The organism is Bacteroides zoogleoformans (genome assembly GCF_002998435.1).
Lineage (GTDB): Bacteria > Bacteroidota > Bacteroidia > Bacteroidales > Bacteroidaceae > Bacteroides > Bacteroides zoogleoformans.
Genome location: NZ_CP027231.1, coordinates 733,251 through 752,959 on the forward strand (window position 1 = coordinate 733,251; position 19,709 = coordinate 752,959).

The following is a 19,709-nucleotide window of genomic DNA, read 5'->3' on the forward strand; positions in this document are numbered from 1 at the left end:
AGGTATCAACATCAAAATTTTTCAATCTATGTCACAACAAGAAGACGATTTGAGGGCATTGGCGAAAATCATGGATTTTCTGCGTGCCGTGAGTATTATTTTAGTGGTCATGAACGTGTACTGGTTCTGCTATGAAGCCATACGGCTCTGGAGCGTGGACATCGGCGTGGTGGACAGAATCCTGATGAATTTCAACCGCACGGCGGGGCTGTTCCGTTCCATCCTCTACACGAAACTGTTTGCCGTCCTCCTCCTTGCCCTGTCCTGTCTGGGAACGAAGGGCGTCAAGGGAGAGAAAATTACTTGGGGACGGATCTGGACGGCTCTTGCCGCAGGGTTCGTACTGTTCTTCCTCAACTGGTGGATACTGGCGTTGCCGCTACCGGTTGAAGCGGTGACGGGGCTTTACGTGCTGACCGTAGGCACGGGCTATGTATGCCTGCTGATGGGCGGTCTGTGGATGAGCCGCCTGTTGAAACACAACCTCATGGATGACGTGTTCAACAACGAGAACGAGAGCTTCATGCAGGAAACACGGCTCATCGAAAGCGAGTATTCGGTCAATCTGCCCACCCGCTTTTATTACAGGAAACGTTGGAACAACGGCTGGATTAACGTAGTGAATCCCTTCAGGGCTTCCATCGTATTGGGTACGCCGGGCAGCGGAAAGTCATACGCGGTGGTAAACAATTTTATCAAGCAGCAGATTGAGAAGGGCTTCTCGATGTATGTTTACGACTTCAAATTCAGCGACTTGTCCACGATAGCCTATAATCATCTGCTCAACCACCCGGAGGGATACAAGGTGAAGCCGAAGTTCTACGTGATAAACTTCGATGACCCGCGACGCTCGCACCGTTGCAATCCCATTCACCCGGACTTCATGGAGGATATTACGGACGCTTACGAAAGCGCGTACACCATCATGCTCAACTTAAACAAGAGTTGGGTGCAGAAGCAGGGCGACTTCTTTGTGGAATCGCCCATCATCCTCTTCGCGGCTATCATCTGGTATCTTAAAATTTTCCAAAATGGCAAGTATTGCACGTTCCCCCATGCCATCGAGTTCCTGAACCGCCGTTACGAGGATATCTTCCCGATACTGACATCTTACCCGGAATTGGAGAACTATCTCTCACCGTTCATGGACGCGTGGCTCGGAGGGGCTGCCGAGCAGTTGATGGGGCAGATTGCATCGGCGAAAATCCCGCTGTCACGCATGATTTCCCCGCAGCTCTATTGGGTGATGTCGGACAGTGAGTTCACGCTGGACATCAACAATCCCAAAGAGCCGAAAATACTCTGCGTGGGCAACAATCCGGACCGTCAGAACATTTACGGGGCGGCTCTCGGTCTGTATAATTCCCGTATCGTGAAGCTCATCAACAAGAAAGGGATGTTGAAGTCGTCAGTTATCATCGACGAGCTTCCGACGATATATTTCAAGGGGCTGGACAACCTTATCGCCACCGCACGAAGCAACAAGGTTGCCGTATGTCTGGGATTTCAGGATTTCAGCCAGTTGGTGCGTGACTACGGGGACAAGGAGGCGAAAGTGGTGATGAACACCGTCGGCAATATTTTCTCCGGTCAGGTGGTGGGCGAAACCGCCAAGACGCTCTCGGAACGGTTCGGAAAGGTGTTGCAGAAACGGCAGTCCATTTCCATCAACAGGCAGGATGTTTCCACCTCCATCAACACGCAGATGGACGCGCTTATCCCGCCGAGCAAGATTTCCGGCTTGACGCAGGGAATGTTTGTCGGTTCGGTGTCCGACAACTTCAACGAACGTATAGAACAGAAGATTTTCCACTGTGAGATTGTCGTGGATGCCGAGAAGGTCAAGCGCGAGGAGAAAGCCTACAAGCCGATACCCGTAATTACTGACTTCACGGACGAGGATGGCAAAGACTGCATGAAGGAAACAGTGCAGGCGAATTACAGGCGTATCAAGGAGGAGGTGAAACAGATTGTCGCCGACGAGCTGGAACGCATCGCGGGTGACGAAAATCTGAAACATCTGTTGCAGCAGAAATAGTATATCCGTTTATATATGGAAAATCCGTAGCCGACGACCGGTTACGGATTTTTATTTTCAGATTGGAGATGCTTGTTGATGGTGGTAATGACAAGCATGAGCAGATAGTTTTTCAGTTCTGTATCATCTTTTAGTAGTATGCTGTATTCTTCGGCGAAGATTCTCAACAGTCGGATTCTGAGTTTCGACATTTCCTCACCGAAAGGTATCTGCCGGTTTTCTTTCCAATACTCTATTGTTATAGAAGACGCCAACCATTTGAACTCCGCTTTCATTTCCTTGCGGAGTTTCTTGAAACGGGTTTGCTCGGTGACAGGCGGGTCATTGTATGGCATCATATCAACCGGGTCATAAATGGATATGCAACCGATGCCGTAATCCATGATTACAGGCAAGTCTGCATCTGAATCTTTCTTATGTTTCTTCTTAGCCATCCTTCCTGTTGCCTTTTGACAAAATGATTTTTCCAGCTTCAGTAAGCCTGTATTTTTGGTTGCGGTGCTTGGGATTTTCCGGATGGGTTTGTTCGACAAGTCCCTCTCTCAATGCAGGATTTAGGTAACTGGTAAGGAAATTATCACGTCCCCTCAAAGATAAACGCTCCATGATTTCTTTCAACGGCAAAATATCATTTCCCAAAGCTGATACAAGCGACATTACTTGTCCTGCTACTTGTCCTGCTACTTGTCCTGTTTCTTGTCCTGTTTCTTGTCCTGCCACCTTATATCTGAAGACAAGTTTCACTTCATTGGTTGTTATTTGATATTCAGGCTCCGGCAAATTAACCTTTTGACATTCTTCTATTATGAGATTTATGCCGCGTCCCCAGCTCTCCAATACTTTTCGCACATAAAGCGTGTCTGCAATTAAAGGATTATGGGGCTTTGAACCATGTTCGGATTTGATTTTATTCATATCCCATTCGGACGGAAACGAACCGGGATTCTCTATTTCAACACGGTCATCATAGATGGCTATGGCTACCGAACCTCCAATATCACGGTAACTCCTGTGACATAGGGAGTTGATTACAGCTTCTCGTATAGCCTTATGCGGTATTTCCAAATGTTCCTCACGCTCCAATGCGTCCGTTGTTCCGGATAATGAAAGATGTCTGAACACAAAAGCCATTGCCTCGTCAAGCAGATGGAACAAGTTCCCGTGTACCCGTTTGTTGTCTATAAATACGGTTTTGTCTGTACCTCTGAATCGGGCAAGTCGCAGCAAGTTCTGCGGATAATGTACCAGTTTCTTTTTGGCGAACAATACGGCGGCTGCATTTTTAAGTACACCGCCTTCAAGAAGATTCAGTTTTTCAAGTATGATAGGAACTTCGTCACCTGTCGATTCGGGTAAACGTCCGTACTCTATTCCTAAACGTACCGTCTTGTGGATTTCCTCTTCATCCAAATCCGTAATCTTCAAATCGGTATTCGGGTAGGTTTCCCAGCTATGCCAGACTTTTTCATGCTGCAAAAGAAGTTCATTATACTTTGATTGTGGCATCGTTGTGGTCGCACTTTCCACCCGCATATATGGTCTTCCTTTATAGCAGAACGGACGGTTGAGCCTTGAATCTTCAACACGAAAAACAATTACTTTCTTCTCACTGTCCGGCAGCGGTGCATAAGATATTTGTACCATTGCCACAGGCTCCAACCGGTTGATCGCGTCCGCTATATCCCTCTTGGTCTTGTCGCTCACGTCTTGTCCGATGATTTTTTCCTTGTCGGTAACACCGAACAATACCGTGCCGCCTTCTCCGTTAAGGAAAGCGCAAAGCGTTTCCATGCCACGCTCCAACTGTCCGGTGGTTTCCTTGAACTCCACCCGTCCGCATTCTTTTTCGGCTATCAGCCGTTTTACTATGTCGAGGTTGTCTATGCTCATATACAATTCTGTAAGGTGGGTACAAAGATAGTGCTTTTCGCTGGTTTTCGGGCGAATAGATAACGAAATGTATCTGCACGGCAGGTACAAAACCTACAAAAAATCAGAGAGTGGCATAACGTCACCCCCTGATTCATCATTGGTACAGGATTATTTTCTCAAACGTTCCATTTCCTCGTCGCGGAGCATCTTCTCGTTCAGTTTCTCCTGCATCCTGTCAAGGAAGTAGGTGCGGCTTTCGTTCTTCCGTCGTTTGATGTCGATATAGAAGCGGTAGCAGTCCTTTGATTCGACACCGAAAATCTTGTAGAGGAGCGGGGCGAGCTGTTTGAGCGGCATGTTGCCGTTATTGATGCAGCCCATCTCGTTGATGCCGTAGATAAGTTCCACGAGGTCGATGGCGTTGCCCGTCCATTGCAGGGGTGAGGCGGGATTTTCGGTTGTGTTGTCGGAGGATGTACGGATGGGGATTAGTGGTGACACTTGGGGAGCGGCAAGGAACTTCTGCATCTTCCTAACGAAAGAGAGTGCCTTGCTGATGTAGGCTGCAACCTCCCTCTTTTCTTCGGGAAGATTGCGCACGGGATGGTGCTGCAACTCGATTTCAATGTAAGCCAGCGCGATGATGGTGCGGGTGGTGTCCACATTGCCGTTGCATAGTTCGATCACTTGCGTGGCGAAAGCCGTGTATGCCGTTTCCATATTGCAGTCCCCGGCTTCGTTTATACGGCGGAAGAACTCTGTTTCCGTCAATAAGAAATAATTCATGTCCTGTCAATTTTGAAATTTTACACTCTGTTTTTTCGGTATGCGCACATGAATATGATTGGCAAAAAGCGTGTCCATAAAATAAAAAATCCGGCACGCTCTCTGCAAGGTGCTGGATTTCAGAGTGATAATTTCGCGATTTATTTATCTGAAAGGAATTGTATTCAGCTTAAAGTGTTCATTTACTGAACATTCGTCCATTTTATGGACATCAAACGCACGCTTTATAGATATGGCGGACCACTCCGTTGCGGTACACCTTCTGTGAGGTCAGCGTCCATTGTTCCTGCGGCAAGGCGGATTGGAAGAAACGCTTTCCCGTTCCGGCAATGAAAGGAATCGTGTAAAGTATGATTTCATCCACCACACGCATACGCAGCAGCCCGTTGATGTAGTCCGCTTTTTCAGGAGTGACTTCCGCCAGATAGCAGATGTCTGTTGTGGATTTCCGCCATTCGTCAAGCATGGAGATGGAATAATCCGGTGTGATATGATAAAGGGCGTTTTCCCTTATCTCATTGATGCCGCAATCTTCAAGGCGCAGTTCCTTATACGCTTTGCAATATAACTCGGAGCTTTGACAACCGTCTATCGTGAGGACGGCAAGAATCTGTACTTTACCCATTATCGTTTCCTTTCGTTGGGCAAGGGCAAAAAAGTAGCGTGCAAATCACACTACTTTCAAGCGACGGCTCTGGTAAAGCCTTTTACGGAGAGTACGTGAATGCACGCTATGCGTAGGCATAGCATAAGCATCACGCAATCGTCTCCGTAGTGTCAATTTACCAGATTTTCGCTCGAAACGCCTTGCGGTCTTATGTTATATATAGGCGGCAAAAGGCTCTGCCAGTCGCCGTTACCTTCTAATATGTCATGCAAAGATAGCCATTTTCAGCGAATTGCGGGCTATGGTTGCTCAAATTTATACTTCAATCCATATTCTTCCAGTTTATTATAGAGTGTTGTCCTGCCTATTCCAAGCAATTCGGCAGCAACCTTCCGGTTCCCGCCAGCCTGCTTCAAAGCACGTATAATCCGCTCTTTATCTTCCTCTTCGTTGCGTAGGGAGAAGCCGACAACAGAGGTTGTTTCGGTTATTCCAAGTTCCAGATGCTCTTTCGTGACAAGTCCCGTCTGAGCCTGCAACACCGCACCCATGATTTTCTGCCGAAGTTCGCGCACGTTACCCGGCCATGAATGGATCAGTAACACTTTCCGCGCTTCGGAACTGAAGCCACTAACATTGCATTCCAATTCCTTATTGGCAATCTCACGGAAGAACTCCGCCAGCGGCATGATGTCCTCCTGACAGTCACGTAAGGGCAGAACGGTTATCTCGAAGTCATGTAGGCGGTATAACAAATCCTGTCGGAAACGCTTTTCATTGACCGCCTTTTCCAGATCCTCGTTGGTGGCGGCGATGATGCGGACGTTGAAACTGCGGTCGGACTTGTCGCCAACGGGACGGAACCGCCGTTCCTGTATGGCACGGAGTAACATCTGTTGGGTTTCCGGTGCGAGATTACCCACTTCATCCAAAAACAATGTGCCGCCTTCCGCCTCGTGGAAATAGCCTTTCTTTGTGTTTTCAGCACCAGTGAACGCTCCTTTAACGTGTCCGAAGAACGCCGATGGCGCAAGTTCTTTGGTGAGTGAGCCGCAGTCCACCGCCACGAAAGGCTTGCCTGAACGCTTGCTTTTATCGTGCAGTAGATGGGCAATATGCTCTTTGCCAGTACCGTTCTCCCCGAATATCAGTACGCTCATGTCGGTAGGAGCTACCAGCCTTATCCGGTGCATGATTTTCTGAAAGGCTGAACCGTCACGGGCAAATACGGGCATGCGGCTTCGCCCGATATTCCGCTCTTTCAGTATGGTGCGGAGCAAAGGCACGAGTTTGTCCTCCACGAGTTGCTTGGGTATGTAGTCCAGCGAACCGAGTTTCATGCTTTCAACCGCCGTATGTACTTCGGCATAGTCGGTCATGATGATGAACGGCTGCGTCATGCCTTCTTTGCGCATCCAGCGCAATAGGTCGATGCCGTCACCGTCAGGCAAACGCAAATCAGAAACTACTATATCATTGTCAGCGGCTTGTTGCAGAAGTTTCTTCGCTGTCGAGAGGTGGAAAGCCTGCACGGTACGGAATTTCTCCCGTGCCAGCAGGTTGCAGACAAACTCGCAATATACGATGTTGTCCTCCACCACGATGATTTTTGTTTTATCCATTTTCGTATTTTCTCCTTTCTTCTTTTGCCAGCCGGATTATCTCCGAACCCTTATCCAATACGGCAGTCACGGCGTTGTTCAATGCTTCATAATCGGGAACGGCACTCCCATGAAGCTGTTTATAAAGTTCCCTTAATGGTTGGTCGGCACGCAGTATCTCCCACGAACTACGTAGGTGGTGTGTCAGGGCGTCCAGTTCTTGAAAGTCTTTCCGTTGTTCCCCATCCCTGACCGACTGCATTTCCTTTTCGGTTTCCGCTATCAGTTTATCCAACATGACGGATTCATTGCCGTAAGACAGTAGGGAGGAGAAATCAGGCTTTTCATTTTGTTTACCTTTCATGGCGCACTTGTCGGAAACTTCCATCAGCTCCGATATGGAAAACGGCTTGAGAAGGCAATCAGAAAATCCACGTTCTAAAAGTTCCTCTCTGTTGCAACTGCCCGAAGCGGTTGTTACAATAATCGGAATGATCCTTGAATTGCCCACATTGGAGGTGCGTAGCAGTTCCAACAGCTCGAAGCCGTTTATATCCGGCATATTCAAATCGGTCAGAAGCAGACTGTATTCTTTCCGGCGTATCATTTCCATCAGTTCCGCCGCATTGGTACAGGTATCGCAATGTATCCCTTCTTGTGCATACATTTCTTTCAGCATTAGGAGAAGTACCTTGTCATTGTCGATGGCAACAATATCATGGAGTGTTCGGTTATGATGAATCTGTGTTTTATTTATCCGTTCCGGCAATTCCTCGGCTGACTGCATGGGTATCTCCACCGTGAAACGGCTGCCCTTGCCTTTCTCGCTCTTCAGCTGGATTGTGCCGCCGAGCATTGTCACAATGCGCTGAACAATGGAAAGACCTAATCCGAAGCCGTCCTTTGCGGCAGCGTTTGACAAACGTTCAAACGCACCGAACACACGTTGCTGTTCCTCTTCGGTCATACCCGAACCCGTATCTTTGACGATAAGTTTCAGCATACCGTTATCATACCCCATTGTCAGAGAAACGGCACCGTTCTCAGTGAACTTGATGGCGTTTGACAGCAGGTTATTTCCAATTTGTAGAATGCGTTCCTTATCGGTCAGTACAACAGCATCCGTGTGATTCGTCACAGTAAGAGCAAGTCCCTTGTTTATGGCAATTGGCATAAACTCTGATTCGAGCGTATGCGCTATTGATGAAATCCTACACGTGGAGAAATTAGGTTGTTCCTTGCCGTCGTCCAGCCGGAAGAAACTCAGAAGAGTATTAAGCATTTCACGCATACGGTCGGAGGATTGCTGAATATTTCGGATATACATCCCGGTTTTATCCGCATTGAAGTTTTTTTGTATCAGTCCGGCATAGCCCGTTATTGCAGTCAGCGGTGTGCGTAATTCATGGGTAATGGTATGTACGGCTTTCTTGCGGGAGGTTATCAGTGCCTCGTTTCGCTTTGCCATTTGTTGCAGTCGCTCGATTAAATCTGCGGTTTCCTGTTTATATCGCTTGATGCGGTTGGCATTTCGGTGTATGATGATATATGATATGACCAGTAGCAGTATAACGAACCCTGTCAAGCCCCCAATCTGAATGAACGACCGTTCCCGCATGGCTGTTATCTCGGCTTCCCGCTTTTGTAGGTCAGTTTGTACTTTCCCGTCTATTTGAACAACCAGTCCTTGCAGTTGCCTGTTAAGTTCCGCATTTCGTGCGGCAAGGCTATCGGCATGAACCGATAAGCGGCGGCTTTGCGCCTGTTGTTCGGTTCTCATATTCCGGTTAAAGGAACGGTGCATCGTGGTAGTCACAGTTGGTTTCGCTTCTTCCTTTTTGCCGAAGATGCCCAAGAAACCTTTGCGCTTGGACTTCTTGGGCTGTTCCTGCACACTCTTCTGCACGATTACAGGTACTTGACTGGTTATCTTATCGTTGATGGCTTGTTGTTGTTCAAGTATTTGAACGATTTGGCACATCTGCCGTTCCTTATCTTCGAGAAGATGGCGTACGCTGTCTATACGCTCTGCCGGATAGGTAGCTTTGAAACGGCAGAGCATACTATCCATTGCCATACGCTGTGCATGGTAATGTTCGATATCTTTATCGTTCCATTCCAGTATTGTTTCACCAAATAGAGAAAATTTTATCATTTGAATATTGATATTGTTTATCTCTTTTCGGAACTCGTCTATTTTTTTATTGTCAAGTTCTAATGCTTCTATCTCCTGCCATTCATAGAAGCTATTATATGCTATACATCCGATAAGAACGGAGATAAGTATATACCCCAACCGTATTGTCTTATAGAAATTCCTGGATCGTTCCATTATTTTGATGATACTGATTTTTCAAACATGAATAAAAGTTTATCCTTTTCTTCCATACGGGTATTATCAGAATAACCGCCTTTTGTTATTTGATACCCACACGGCTTAACCATAAAAGTGCCTAAGCCTTTAGTGTATGAACTTACTTCTGAAGCATAGTCTTTACTTGTATTTAATGGAACTTTCCCTTCAATAAGACACCACTCTTTATTACAACTGATACCTTTAATCTCAGACATCATTTTTTGCAGATCTGTAATAGCTTTGGAACTTGCTACTTGTGGTATCTGTAACTCAAAATAGAGCATCGGTTCGAGAATATCCACTCCTGATTGTTGCAAAGCCAACCTGAAGACATAAGGAGACAATTGTCTAAAATCGGCAGGGGTACTTATCGGACTATAATAAAGGGCATAAGTAAAGGTTACTTTCAAATCCGTCACTTCCCATCCATGCAATCCCGATTGGCAAGACATACGGATTCCTTCAAAAACGGCATTTTGAAAAGAATGGTTCAGATAACCAAAGGAGATTTCACTTTCGATTTGCACCCCTGACCCTATCGGTAAAGGTTCCAGAGTCAGTCCTATTGAGGCCCAGTAAGGGTTGGGAGGGACTTCGATATGGATAATCTTATTCACCTTCTTTTTAGGTCGTTCTTTGTAGATAGTCTTGATTTCATCAAAATGGGTCTTTACGGAGAATCGTTCTTCCAGCAATGTTTGTATGATTTCTTTTTGGGTTAAACCATATAACGAGATTTCCAATTCATCACTATATGAATTTATGGAAAAGGACAGAGACGGGTCTTCAATAAACAATACATTTAGAGCGGATATCAACTTGCTTCTCTCTTCGGGCTTGTCTGGTCGGACAGAAGATTTGAGGGCGGGATGCTGATGAGATAATCCTTGAATCAGACAAGGTTTAACACCTAAATAATCTCCGATTCTTAATTCTTCTATATCTTCTATAATTGCGATATCATTAGCAACCACTTCATCAACATTTATCTCTTTGCCCTGATAAATGGTTTTTAGATTTTTAATCTTGATGAATTTTTCCGAATCATTGACTTTTATAACGGTTCGAAGTCTCAGACTTCCGTCAATAATTTTTAGAAAACTTCTTTTATGCCCTTTGGGGTCATGTTCTATTTTATAAAGATAAGCTGAAAGTCTATTTGGGACTGATGCCGGAGGAAATATAAAAGAAATGATGGCGTCTAACAACTCATTGATGCCAATATTGCACATTGCTGATCCATGCAAGACCGGATAGGCTTTGGCTTTTGCCACAAGAGCGATTATCGCATTCCAATAATCTGCCGGTAAGATTTCTTTATCCGCCAAATATAGTTCTAATATATCGTCGTCATGGTTGCATACAAATTCTTTGTGTTCTGCCCTTATATCTGTTGAGGTGCAAATCGGGTAAACTACTCCATCGACAACCGTTTGCATAAACAAGACGTCTTGCGACAGATTTGTTTTTATGTCCAGATATAAACGCTCAAGATTTACGCCGGCACGATCAATCTTATTGATAAATATAATTGTCGGGATTTGCAGTTTTTGCAAAGTCTTGAACAGCAACTTTGTTTGTGCTTGTATGCCTTCCTTTGCCGATAATATGAGGACTGCTCCATCAAGCATTTTGAATGTCCGCTCCACCTCTGCAATAAAATCCATGTGTCCCGGAGTGTCAATGATATTGCATTTCACACCATTCCAAACAATAGATGTCGTAGAAGCCCGAATAGTAATTCCTCTACGTTTTTCTATATCCATAGAGTCTGTTATGGTGTCACCTTTATCAACACTGCCGCGCTTTTCCGTTGCTCCGCAGGCAAATAGCAGATTTTCGGTTACGGAAGTTTTTCCTGCATCAATGTGAGCAAGAATTCCTAAATTTATAATGTTCATTTGATTAAGCAATAATATACTACAATAGATGCATTGCCGAAACGCACCTTTTAATACCTCCTCGTAGCATGTGGAAAACTACAGGATTCTTAACTCGTATTAATATGTATATTATTACTGCCGCATAATTGAACGCAAATTTACGAAAAAAAAGTTCCCTGACAAAAGCACAAAGAACTTTTTTAATCTATACGTATTTTTATTTGGTATTATTAATTTGTTATTTGATGATGAGGGCTATTCATATAAATGTAGGTTAAATTTTTCTGACCATTTCAAACTGTTGTCCTTTTGGGGTAAGTCCTAATGATGACAAGAAACCAGTGACTGATTCACAATCGCAATCAACATTAGTAAATTTGAGTACATCGCTTTGAAAATGACTGACAGCACTTTTAAGCAAGGACTTGCCTATTCCTTTACGCCGGTAATCTTTTGCAACTGCGAGGGATGAAATATCGCCTGATGCCGGTTCAAAGATAACAAATCCGACAAGTTCTTCTCTTTCATAAGCTCCCAATATGTCCAAATTGTCGATTCCGCGTTCCAGTGAAGCCCTGTCATTTTGCCATGAAGGATGAAAATCGAACCAGGCCGTTTGGTTAAGGCAGTTTTTTAAATCCGATGGGAGTATGCGACATGCAGTATGGTTTACTTGCAATACAGGAACAATATCGCTCAGTTTGGCAGAGTAGTAGTTGAAATTTCTCTGTGTTTCAAAGCCTAATTTGCGATATATTTTTATTGCTTTGTGATTGTGTTGCAAAACTTCCAGTACATATTGCCGAACTCCTTGTTGATATATCAATTCGAGGCTGAAAGTGAATATTTTTTGGGTTAGGTGTAATCCCCGGAATGAAGGTACGGTTCCCGTCCCTGTGTCATAAGCCGTCAAGATGTTGTTGTACATGCCTGTTCCGTTAAACACAAAAGAAATCAGCCGTCCTTCGAAAAATGCTCCGAAAGATAGTTGTGGATTGTATCCTCGTCGGTCGAGCATGCGTCGCAATTCATCCGCATTCAAAGAGAAATCATAATCTTTGAATGCGGATGAGAATGCCGCATACAAATCTTTGAAAGAAACGGACTCTAAAGAATGAATGATGATTCCCATATCGGACGGTGTTATGTGTTTGGATTTTTATCACTATTCTCTACGGTTAAACCGTGCTGTTTGAGAAAGCTGAGCTTATCCCAATAACCTCTTTGGAAAACGATTTTATCGTTTTGCACATGGAAGAATCCGCATCCTCGCAACCCGAGCGGATCTTTCCATTCCATGATAGCCCATTCTCCATCCTCGAATATATGCTCAACAATACAAACCATTTTTGAGGTTGCAAATTCATTTACAAACATTTTATGGATAGCTGTTTTTCCTATAACCGGGGTGTTTGCGACTTGATGGTTTATGGCATCCTGAGCGTATAAGTTTGCCAAAGCGACTGCATCGGCGGCGTTGAAGCAGTCAATCCATTCTTGTAGTATCTCTTTTGGCGTCATATTTTTCGTATCTTTTATTCTTTAATATTTAATTGTTGCTTTTTCCTCTATAAGTTAGAATTAGATATTTTTCTAATTCCTTTTGAAATGATCATCAAAAACAAAATTAGTATTTTTTTCTGTTTTACTGATGATTCTGTAGAAATATTCTCGTTCATATTATTGTGTCATAAGGAACGTGTCAAAAAAGCGGTTTCCACATTACAGCTTTATGGTAAAATGAGTTTAACCAACTACATAACGCAATCTGTTGTCGGTACTGTTATCTATTTCCCATTCGTATTCTATTTAGCCCCTTATTGTGGGTATGCAGCAAGTTATCTTATCGAATTCACTCTCTTTGGGAGTCAAATATGGTTGTGCAAATGGTGGCTGACAAAACATAAACAAGGTTAGTTGGAATATTTTTTGGTATAATGTTTATAAACATAAATCAAGAAAGAATAAATAAATTTAATAGAGGCTGCCCAAAAAGAAAGAAATCCTTACAATCACTCTTCTACAGATACTTGCAGAGGGGATAAGATTTACTTTTAGACCTTTTGGATAGCCCCTATTAATATTTTATATAAAATTCATAATTTTAAATTTTTATCCCTTTCGATCGGTTTTCATCCTTAAACTGAAAACCCGGACGCCCGATAATGATATGATTGGCAATGAAATTGCCAGACGGACTTCGTTTATCCATCGGGCTGCGTATCGGTGGTGCATCATCGGTTTGTTGTGGCGATATGCTCCGTACACCTTCCGAAACAGGCTTGACCTCCTGTCCGTCGTTCTCCTTTTCGGCGACATCGGGTGTAGGCGGCGCAAGCTCTAACTGTATTTTGCGGTCAAGCGCGGCAAGTTCGGACTTCAACTGTTTCAGTTCGTCCTCCTTTTTCCATACCTTACTTGCTATCTCCTGCAACTGTGGGACTTCCTTTTCCAGCACCTCGTTCTTTCCCTTATACTGGTCGATGATGGACGGAATCCTCTCCAATGCGTTCAGGAAATTACGTGCGGCGGCTACCGGATCAGCCATCGCCAGATGCCCGTTATTGTAAGTGTACTTGTAGTTTCCCTCCACCACGAAACGGTTGTCGGTAAACTCCAGCCCCTCTTTGAGTATTCTCTCGCTGACCACCTTTATCGGAAAACCGTAAAGTTCCCCGACAGGCTTGTACAAACCGCCCGTCGTGGCGTTCTTGGCGATTTCCTGCAAACGCTTTCCGATAACCTTTTCATCGGTAGAATCCACACCGTCCACCTTGACAGCATTCTGGCGATTGCCCTCCTTATCGGTCTTGACAACGGAAAGAAAGCGGTTCCAATCTTCCGTCATGGCTTCGATTACCGCCGTATTGTTGCGCAGTTCCCCCGTCTTGGCTTCCAGCTTGAACTCCGAATCGCGCTTGCCCTTGTTGAACGACTTGCGTTCCCCTTCGAGCGAGGCGATACGCTTTTCCAGTTTCGCCTTGTCCAAAAGGTCGGTATTGCCGGAGAGCAACGCCATGTACTCCGAGAAGTTCATGCCCGATTTCTCGTCCATAGCCCCCTCGTCGATGGTACGCGCGCCCATCGCCCCGCTTTTGAGCTGCGAGATGAATGTCTGCTTGCAGTGCAGCAGGTTGAACTTGTAGCTGTCCAGCGACTTTTCCACAGCGTAGATGATGACATCCACGTTGTTCCCGGCAAAATGCTTGGCAATCTCGTTGCCTGCCCTGACTCCCCGTCCGTCACGCTGTTGTAGGTCGGACGGACGCCACGGCGTATCCAAATGATGGATTGCGACACACCGTTTCTGCGCGTTCACACCCGTTCCGAGCATGGAGGTGGAGCCGAACAGCACGCGCACCGTTCCGGCGTTCATGGCGTCTATCACCCCCTTGCGTGCCTTGTCGGTCTTGCACTCCTGAATGAAGCGCACCTCGCCTGCCGGGATGCCGTAGTCCTCCGTCAGTTTCCGCTTTATCTCGCTGTACACGTTCCACCCGTCGCCCGGCTGGTACGTTCCCAGATCCGAGAACACGAACTGCGTGCCTTTCTGCGCGTCATACCTGTGGTAATACTCCGCAATCGTCTTGGCGCAGTGCGAAGCCTTGTTGTCGGGGTGGTCTTCGTAATGCGGGTCTATCATGCGCATATCGAGAGCCATCTTGCGGGCGTAGTCGGTGGCGATAAGCATCTTCGCCTTCTCCTCCGTTTCCGACAGGGGTGGTCTGCCCAGCAGCGTGGCGTCACCCGTCTTGGCGAACTGCATCAGCTTTTGGATGAAGTCCTCCTGCTCCGGCGTCGGCGGTATGTGGTGCAGTATCTCGTTCTTGTGCGGACGGTCCACGCCCACGTCCTCCGCCGTGCGGTAGTCGGTTATCTCGTTGTAGAAGGCGGCAAGCTCCGGCACTTTGATGAAGTAGCGGAAACGCTCCTTCTGCACCACGTTGTTCGTCACGTTGAACTCGAAGTCGGTCGTCTTCTTGGCAAAGATAGCCGCCCAAGCGTCAAAGCAACGAATATCCTGCCGTTCCAGTTCCTTAGGGCGAAGGTACTTGAAGAGCAGGTACAGCTCCGTCAGCGAGTTGCTGATGGTCGTACCGGACAGGAACGTAGCCCCCAAGTCCTTGCCCGTGCGTTCCTGTATGGTACGTATGGCAAAGAGCATGTTCAGGGCTTTCTGGCTTCCTTCCGAGTTTCCCAATCCCGCCACACGGTCGTGCCGCGTGTTGAAAGTCAGGTTCTTGAATTGATGGCTCTCGTCAATGAAGATATGGTCGATGCCCATCTGCTTGAAGTCCACCACATCATCCGTGCGCGATTGGATGGCATGTTCCACCTTCTCCAACTTCGCTTCAAGGTTGTGCTTGCGCTTTTCCAGCCCTTTCAGCATCGCCCTCGACACGTTCTTGCCCTGTTGCCGCAGGACTTCGAGATTTTCCTCCACCGTGTCAAGCTCCGCTTGCAGGATGCGCTGCTGCAACTCCGGCGACTGCGGAATCTTGCCGAACTGGTCGTGCGACATGATGACGCAATCGTAGTCGTTGTTCTTGATGTTGTTGAAGAAACGCACGCGGTTGGCGGTCGAGAAGTCCTTCTCCGAGGCATAGAGAATCCGCGCGTTGGGATATGCCGCCTGATAGGTGGCGGCAATCTCCGCGACATTGGCTTTCAGCCCGATAATCATCGGTTTGTGCGCCAAGTTCAGGCGCTTCATCTCATGCGCTGCAATACACATTATCAGCGTTTTACCGGTTCCCACCTCGTGGTCACAAATGCCACCGCCATTCTGTTTGAGCATCCAGACGCAATCCATCTGTGACGGATAGACGCTCTTGATACCCCGGCTTGCCAGCCCTTTGAGGTTGAGGTCGGGAAATGTCTGGTGAGAGCCGTCATACTTTGGGCGCACGAAACAGTTGAACTTGCGGTTGTACATCGTCGTCAGCCGTTCCTTGAACTGCGGCGACTGCTCTTCCAGCCATTCCGAGAACCCGTTGCGGATTTCATCAATCTTGGCGTTGGCGAGCTGTATGCCCTCGCTGTCACGCACCTTGATGTCATTGCCATGCTCGTCCTTACCGATGGATTTCATCATGTCCGGGCAGGTGTTGTGCAGGGCGTGTTTCAACAGGTGCATGCCGTCATAGTTCCGGTAATAGCCCTTCACTAAAAACTCGTCCGTGATTTTCATGGTGCGGCAGCCGCACGCCACCGAAAACTCATCCATGCTTGCGGAGTAGGCGATTTTCACGTCCGTGTCGAAAAGATGGCTCATATAGGCGGCATACACGCCCGTCGGAATCCAGCGTTCCCCGAAATTGAAGTCGAGGTCCTCAAAGGCGATGCGCGGCGGCTCGGCTTCTTTCAGAGCCTCCAACGCCTGCTTCACTTCCGGCATACGTCCGTTTTCGGGGTTGTCGCCCATCCATGCCTCGATGCGCTCCGCCTTTTCTATCACATTCCCGGCGATGAACCTGTCCTTTATCTCGTAACCGGTTACGAGCGGGTTGTAGAAGATGCGTCCTTTGAGGGCGTCAAGCAATCCCTCCTCCGTGCTGTCGGTTATCTCCCGCATATAGTCGAGATTGACCGTGCCGAACTTGTTGAGCGACGCGGAGAGTGCCTCTTCGGGAGAGCTTACGTTGGCATGGCTCTCCACAGAGAAGGAAACGGGACGCTCGAAAATGTCCGCCTTGACGAACCTGCCGTCCTCCGCCCGTTCCAGCGAAAGGATGTCGCGTCCGGCGACATCCATCATCAACAGTTTCACGTTATGCTTGGCATTGAGGTTGCCGTAGCGCATGACAAACTCATCGTAGCAGGTGTTCAACGCTCCGCGTTGCGCAGACCCTTCATCGTGATACTCCGCCTCGTAGCGGTAAAGCCGCTCGTATGCGTCACGGAGTGACACATACAACATCGCTTTCTCCTTCTGGTAGCCGGTCAGGTCAAGCGGTTGGAATGTCGCGCCGTAAGGCGTGAGGCCCTTCAAATAACCGAGATTGCGTGAAGCATCCAGTACCATAGAGCCGTCACGGTAGTGCGGCTCCAGCATACCGTTGAACGGACGGGGAGAAAGGTCGAGAGGTTCCTCCTTCGGCTTTTCCGTTTCAAATTCAGGGAAAAGGGAAGTTGTTGTCTCACTTGCGTTATTGTCCGTAACGGGAACGGTTGCGACTTCCGTCTGTGCTTCGGGGCGTTTTGTCGCTTCCTTTTCCGGCATGTCAATGGCGGGAGCGGCTTTCACCGCCGTCCCGTCCACCCGTTGCTTCTCCTGATGCTGTGCCGCCAGCCTGCGAAGTTCCTTGCGTCGCTCCGGCGTGAGGTCCATCATCATTTCATAGAAACCGTTGATGGGCGGATTGGTGTCCCAATCCAAAGAGGCGTAAATATCATCCAGATCGCCTTTGGCTGCGAAACTCACCGGCTTTGTTTCATGGCTGTCCCTCTTCTCCGTCAGTGGTGCAACAGACGGCTGTGGCGGTGCAGTCGTAACCTTCGGCGTAACCTGCGCCTGCGGTTTGGGAGGCATACGCCTTGCCGGGCTTTCCTTTTTCGCCGTCTTTTTCTTCTTGGCGGGGGCTTCCTGCTTGCGTACTTCCTCGGTCATGCCCCAGAGGTCGAGCAGGGAGAGCTGCACGCCCTCCGAATAATCGGGGCGGCGCGGCTCTATCTCCGACTTTTCTTCCTCCGGCTGCGGTGTTGCCGCTTCGGGCTTCGCTGCCATTTCATGACGTGGCTGTATCTCAGGAGTGACAACCGGTGTGGAAATGGTTTCTGTTACCGTGCTTTTCCCCTGTGCCGGATGCAGGCTGTGCATTTCATACAGCTTTTTGTCCAACTTATACAGCTCAATATCCATATGTTCCCGCAAATCCTCCGCCATTTGCCCGATGCCGTCCCGGTGCATGACTTTATAGGCTGGTTTCCCGTAAGGGTCTGTGCCGCTTATCAGATCCGAGTGGGGAATCATGCCGATGCTGCCGACATACCCGTTCTGGAAACTGCCTATCGGTGTCTTTTCCGTCTGCACGAACAACTCTTCATAATCGTACAGCTCCCGTTTCTTGCCGCTGTTCTTTTGCAGGATAATCAGGTCGCTGCCCACTTCCGTACCCGCGTTGTCCGTGAAGAGGTTGTTCGGCAGGCGTGCGACTCCCACCAGATTGGCATTACGCATCATATACTCGCGTATGGGCGCGTTGGACGGTGCGTCCAGTACCCCTTGAGAGGTGATGAACGCCACGATGCCGCCCTCACGCACCGCGTCAAGGCTTTTCAGGAAGAAGTAGTTGTGTATTGCCTTCGGTGCGGAACGCCTTGCCGGGTCTTGGCTTCCTGTAAATTCCGGGTCGAACACAGCCACGTCGCCGAACGGGATGTTCGAGATGGCAAGGTCGAAATAGTCCGTGAAGGGCTTCTCTATCTTCTCGAATCCCTGCACCCTTACCTTTTGGTCGGGATGCAGGTGTCCCAATATCTTGCCCGTCATCAGGTCTTTCTCGAAAGCCATGATGTCCGCGTCCGGCTTGTTTTCCAGCACGGCATCCACGAATGCGCCCACGCCCGCCGACGGCTCCAGCACACGGTCGGGACGTATGCCGTGTTCATGCAGAGCCTCCGCAATCGTGCCGGTTATCTCCGGCGGGGTGTAGAAAGCGGTCAGCACGGACTGCTTCATGGCATCCACGTACCGCTTGTACTCCGTATCGTCCTTGCTGTTTTCACGCACCAGCCTGTGCAGTTCTACCGTAGGGGTAAACAGTTCGAGGTCCGATTTCGCCCAATGCACGGCATCCGTCAGTTCCTTTGCAGGATTCAGTATGCACTTCAACCCGCCGAAACCGCAATACTTCCGAAGTATGGCTTGTTCCTCGGCGGTTGCCGTCCTCCGTTCCCTGTCAAGGATGAATGCCGTCCGTATCGCCTCGATGTTGTCCCGCAGCCGTTGTTTGCGGTTAAACGCCATATTCCCCGATATAAAGGACGGCGGCTCCCGTCAGCTCCGTGTAGAGCAGGTCGTATTCGGGCGACAGGGCGAAATTGTCGTCCGAAAGGTCATAGGCGGAGAATACGTTGCCGACCGGCGGCAGCAACTTTCGGATGAAGGCTTCGCGTTTCTTTCCCGGCACTTCGTCGGCAAACTCGTTTTCCACGACTTCGCGGAGGATGGCGTACTTGGAATAGCGAAGCCCCCGCAGGAGCGTGTCCATCGCCAACTCCTGCGCCCCTTCGGGCGGATAGCCTTCGAGCCGCGCACGCTCATACGTTTCGGCGGCACGGTCGGCACGCTCCCGGATGAAGGCATCGTCGGAAGCCTGTTCAAACCTGTTCGTGCGGAGGTAGTCCAGCAGGTACAGACCGTAATAGGAAAAGTCGGTCTGACCCTCGTTTTTCTTCTTGTTGTTCATTACTTTGGAATTTAGTGGATTGATAATGACGGGGATAGTCGTCTGAAAAGGAGAAAGAAAAGGCACTCGGTATCCCTCCGAGTGCCACCACTAAATCCAAAGTATGAGTGTAATCCGGTATCGAAGAACAATTCATTACTCTGAACAAGTGGCAA

The 19,709-nt window shown here is 48.0% G+C and carries 12 protein-coding genes and 1 pseudogene; 2 read left to right on the top strand and 11 right to left on the bottom strand.

Annotated elements, in window-relative coordinates:
• Positions 1 to 28 precede the first annotated feature (28 nt).
• The gene (gene mobC / locus C4H11_RS03190) at positions 29 to 2,038 is read left to right on the top strand and encodes a conjugal transfer protein MobC (RefSeq protein WP_007366519.1); all 2,010 of its coding nucleotides are present in this window, start codon (positions 29 to 31) and stop codon (positions 2,036 to 2,038) included.
• A gap of 41 nt (positions 2,039 to 2,079) precedes the next feature.
• On the opposite strand, the gene C4H11_RS03195 is transcribed toward mobC, so the two are convergent.
• The 9 genes from C4H11_RS03195 to C4H11_RS03235 form a co-directional block, all read right to left on the bottom strand.
• Positions 2,080 to 2,472 (bottom strand): hypothetical protein, encoded by a 393-nt coding sequence (locus tag C4H11_RS03195; RefSeq protein ID WP_007366520.1) that lies wholly within the window; start codon positions 2,470 to 2,472, stop codon positions 2,080 to 2,082.
• On the bottom strand, positions 2,465 to 3,928 hold the full coding sequence (locus C4H11_RS03200) for a Fic family protein (protein ID WP_007366521.1): 1,464 nt from the start codon (positions 3,926 to 3,928) through the stop codon (positions 2,465 to 2,467). Before C4H11_RS03200 ends, C4H11_RS03195 begins: the two co-directional genes overlap by 8 nt.
• Positions 3,929 to 4,078: 150 nt before the next feature.
• Positions 4,079 to 4,696 carry an RteC domain-containing protein gene (locus tag C4H11_RS03205; RefSeq protein ID WP_007366522.1) on the bottom strand — a complete coding sequence of 206 codons (618 nt, stop codon included), beginning with the start codon at positions 4,694 to 4,696 and terminating at the stop codon, positions 4,079 to 4,081.
• A gap of 211 nt (positions 4,697 to 4,907) precedes the next feature.
• The gene (locus C4H11_RS03210; RefSeq protein ID WP_007366523.1) at positions 4,908 to 5,321 is read right to left on the bottom strand and encodes a dihydrofolate reductase family protein; all 414 of its coding nucleotides are present in this window, start codon (positions 5,319 to 5,321) and stop codon (positions 4,908 to 4,910) included.
• 281 nt (positions 5,322 to 5,602) lie between these two features.
• Positions 5,603 to 6,925: a sigma-54-dependent transcriptional regulator gene (locus C4H11_RS03215; protein WP_007366524.1), complete on the bottom strand. Its 1,323-nt coding sequence runs from the start codon at positions 6,923 to 6,925 to the stop codon at positions 5,603 to 5,605.
• A complete protein-coding gene (locus C4H11_RS03220) occupies positions 6,918 to 9,236 on the bottom strand; it encodes a hybrid sensor histidine kinase/response regulator (RefSeq protein WP_007366525.1) in 2,319 nt (772 codons plus the stop codon). The genes C4H11_RS03215 and C4H11_RS03220 overlap by 8 nt, the downstream gene beginning before the upstream one ends.
• The gene (gene tet / locus C4H11_RS03225; protein ID WP_007366526.1) at positions 9,236 to 11,161 is read right to left on the bottom strand and encodes a tetracycline resistance ribosomal protection protein; all 1,926 of its coding nucleotides are present in this window, start codon (positions 11,159 to 11,161) and stop codon (positions 9,236 to 9,238) included. The genes C4H11_RS03220 and tet overlap by 1 nt, the downstream gene beginning before the upstream one ends.
• A 256-nt stretch (positions 11,162 to 11,417) precedes the next feature.
• Positions 11,418 to 12,275, bottom strand: a complete 858-nt coding sequence (locus tag C4H11_RS03230) for a GNAT family N-acetyltransferase (protein ID WP_007366527.1) — start codon at positions 12,273 to 12,275, stop codon at positions 11,418 to 11,420.
• Between the two features lie 11 nt (positions 12,276 to 12,286).
• Positions 12,287 to 12,664, bottom strand: coding sequence for a nuclear transport factor 2 family protein (locus tag C4H11_RS03235; RefSeq protein WP_007366528.1), 378 nt, complete (start codon positions 12,662 to 12,664; stop codon positions 12,287 to 12,289).
• A gap of 117 nt (positions 12,665 to 12,781) precedes the next feature.
• Between C4H11_RS03235 and C4H11_RS03240 the strand changes: the two are divergent.
• A pseudogene (locus C4H11_RS03240) lies at positions 12,782 to 13,060 on the top strand (DUF418 domain-containing protein); the annotation flags it as partial.
• Between the two features lie 187 nt (positions 13,061 to 13,247).
• Here C4H11_RS03240 and C4H11_RS03245 read toward each other — a convergent pair.
• Together C4H11_RS03245 and C4H11_RS03250 are read right to left on the bottom strand one after the other, a co-directional pair.
• On the bottom strand, positions 13,248 to 19,112 hold the full coding sequence (locus C4H11_RS03245) for an N-6 DNA methylase (protein WP_007366530.1): 5,865 nt from the start codon (positions 19,110 to 19,112) through the stop codon (positions 13,248 to 13,250).
• Positions 19,102 to 19,554 (bottom strand): DUF1896 domain-containing protein, encoded by a 453-nt coding sequence (locus tag C4H11_RS03250; RefSeq protein ID WP_007366531.1) that lies wholly within the window; start codon positions 19,552 to 19,554, stop codon positions 19,102 to 19,104. The genes C4H11_RS03245 and C4H11_RS03250 overlap by 11 nt, the downstream gene beginning before the upstream one ends.
• Positions 19,555 to 19,709 lie beyond the last annotated feature (155 nt).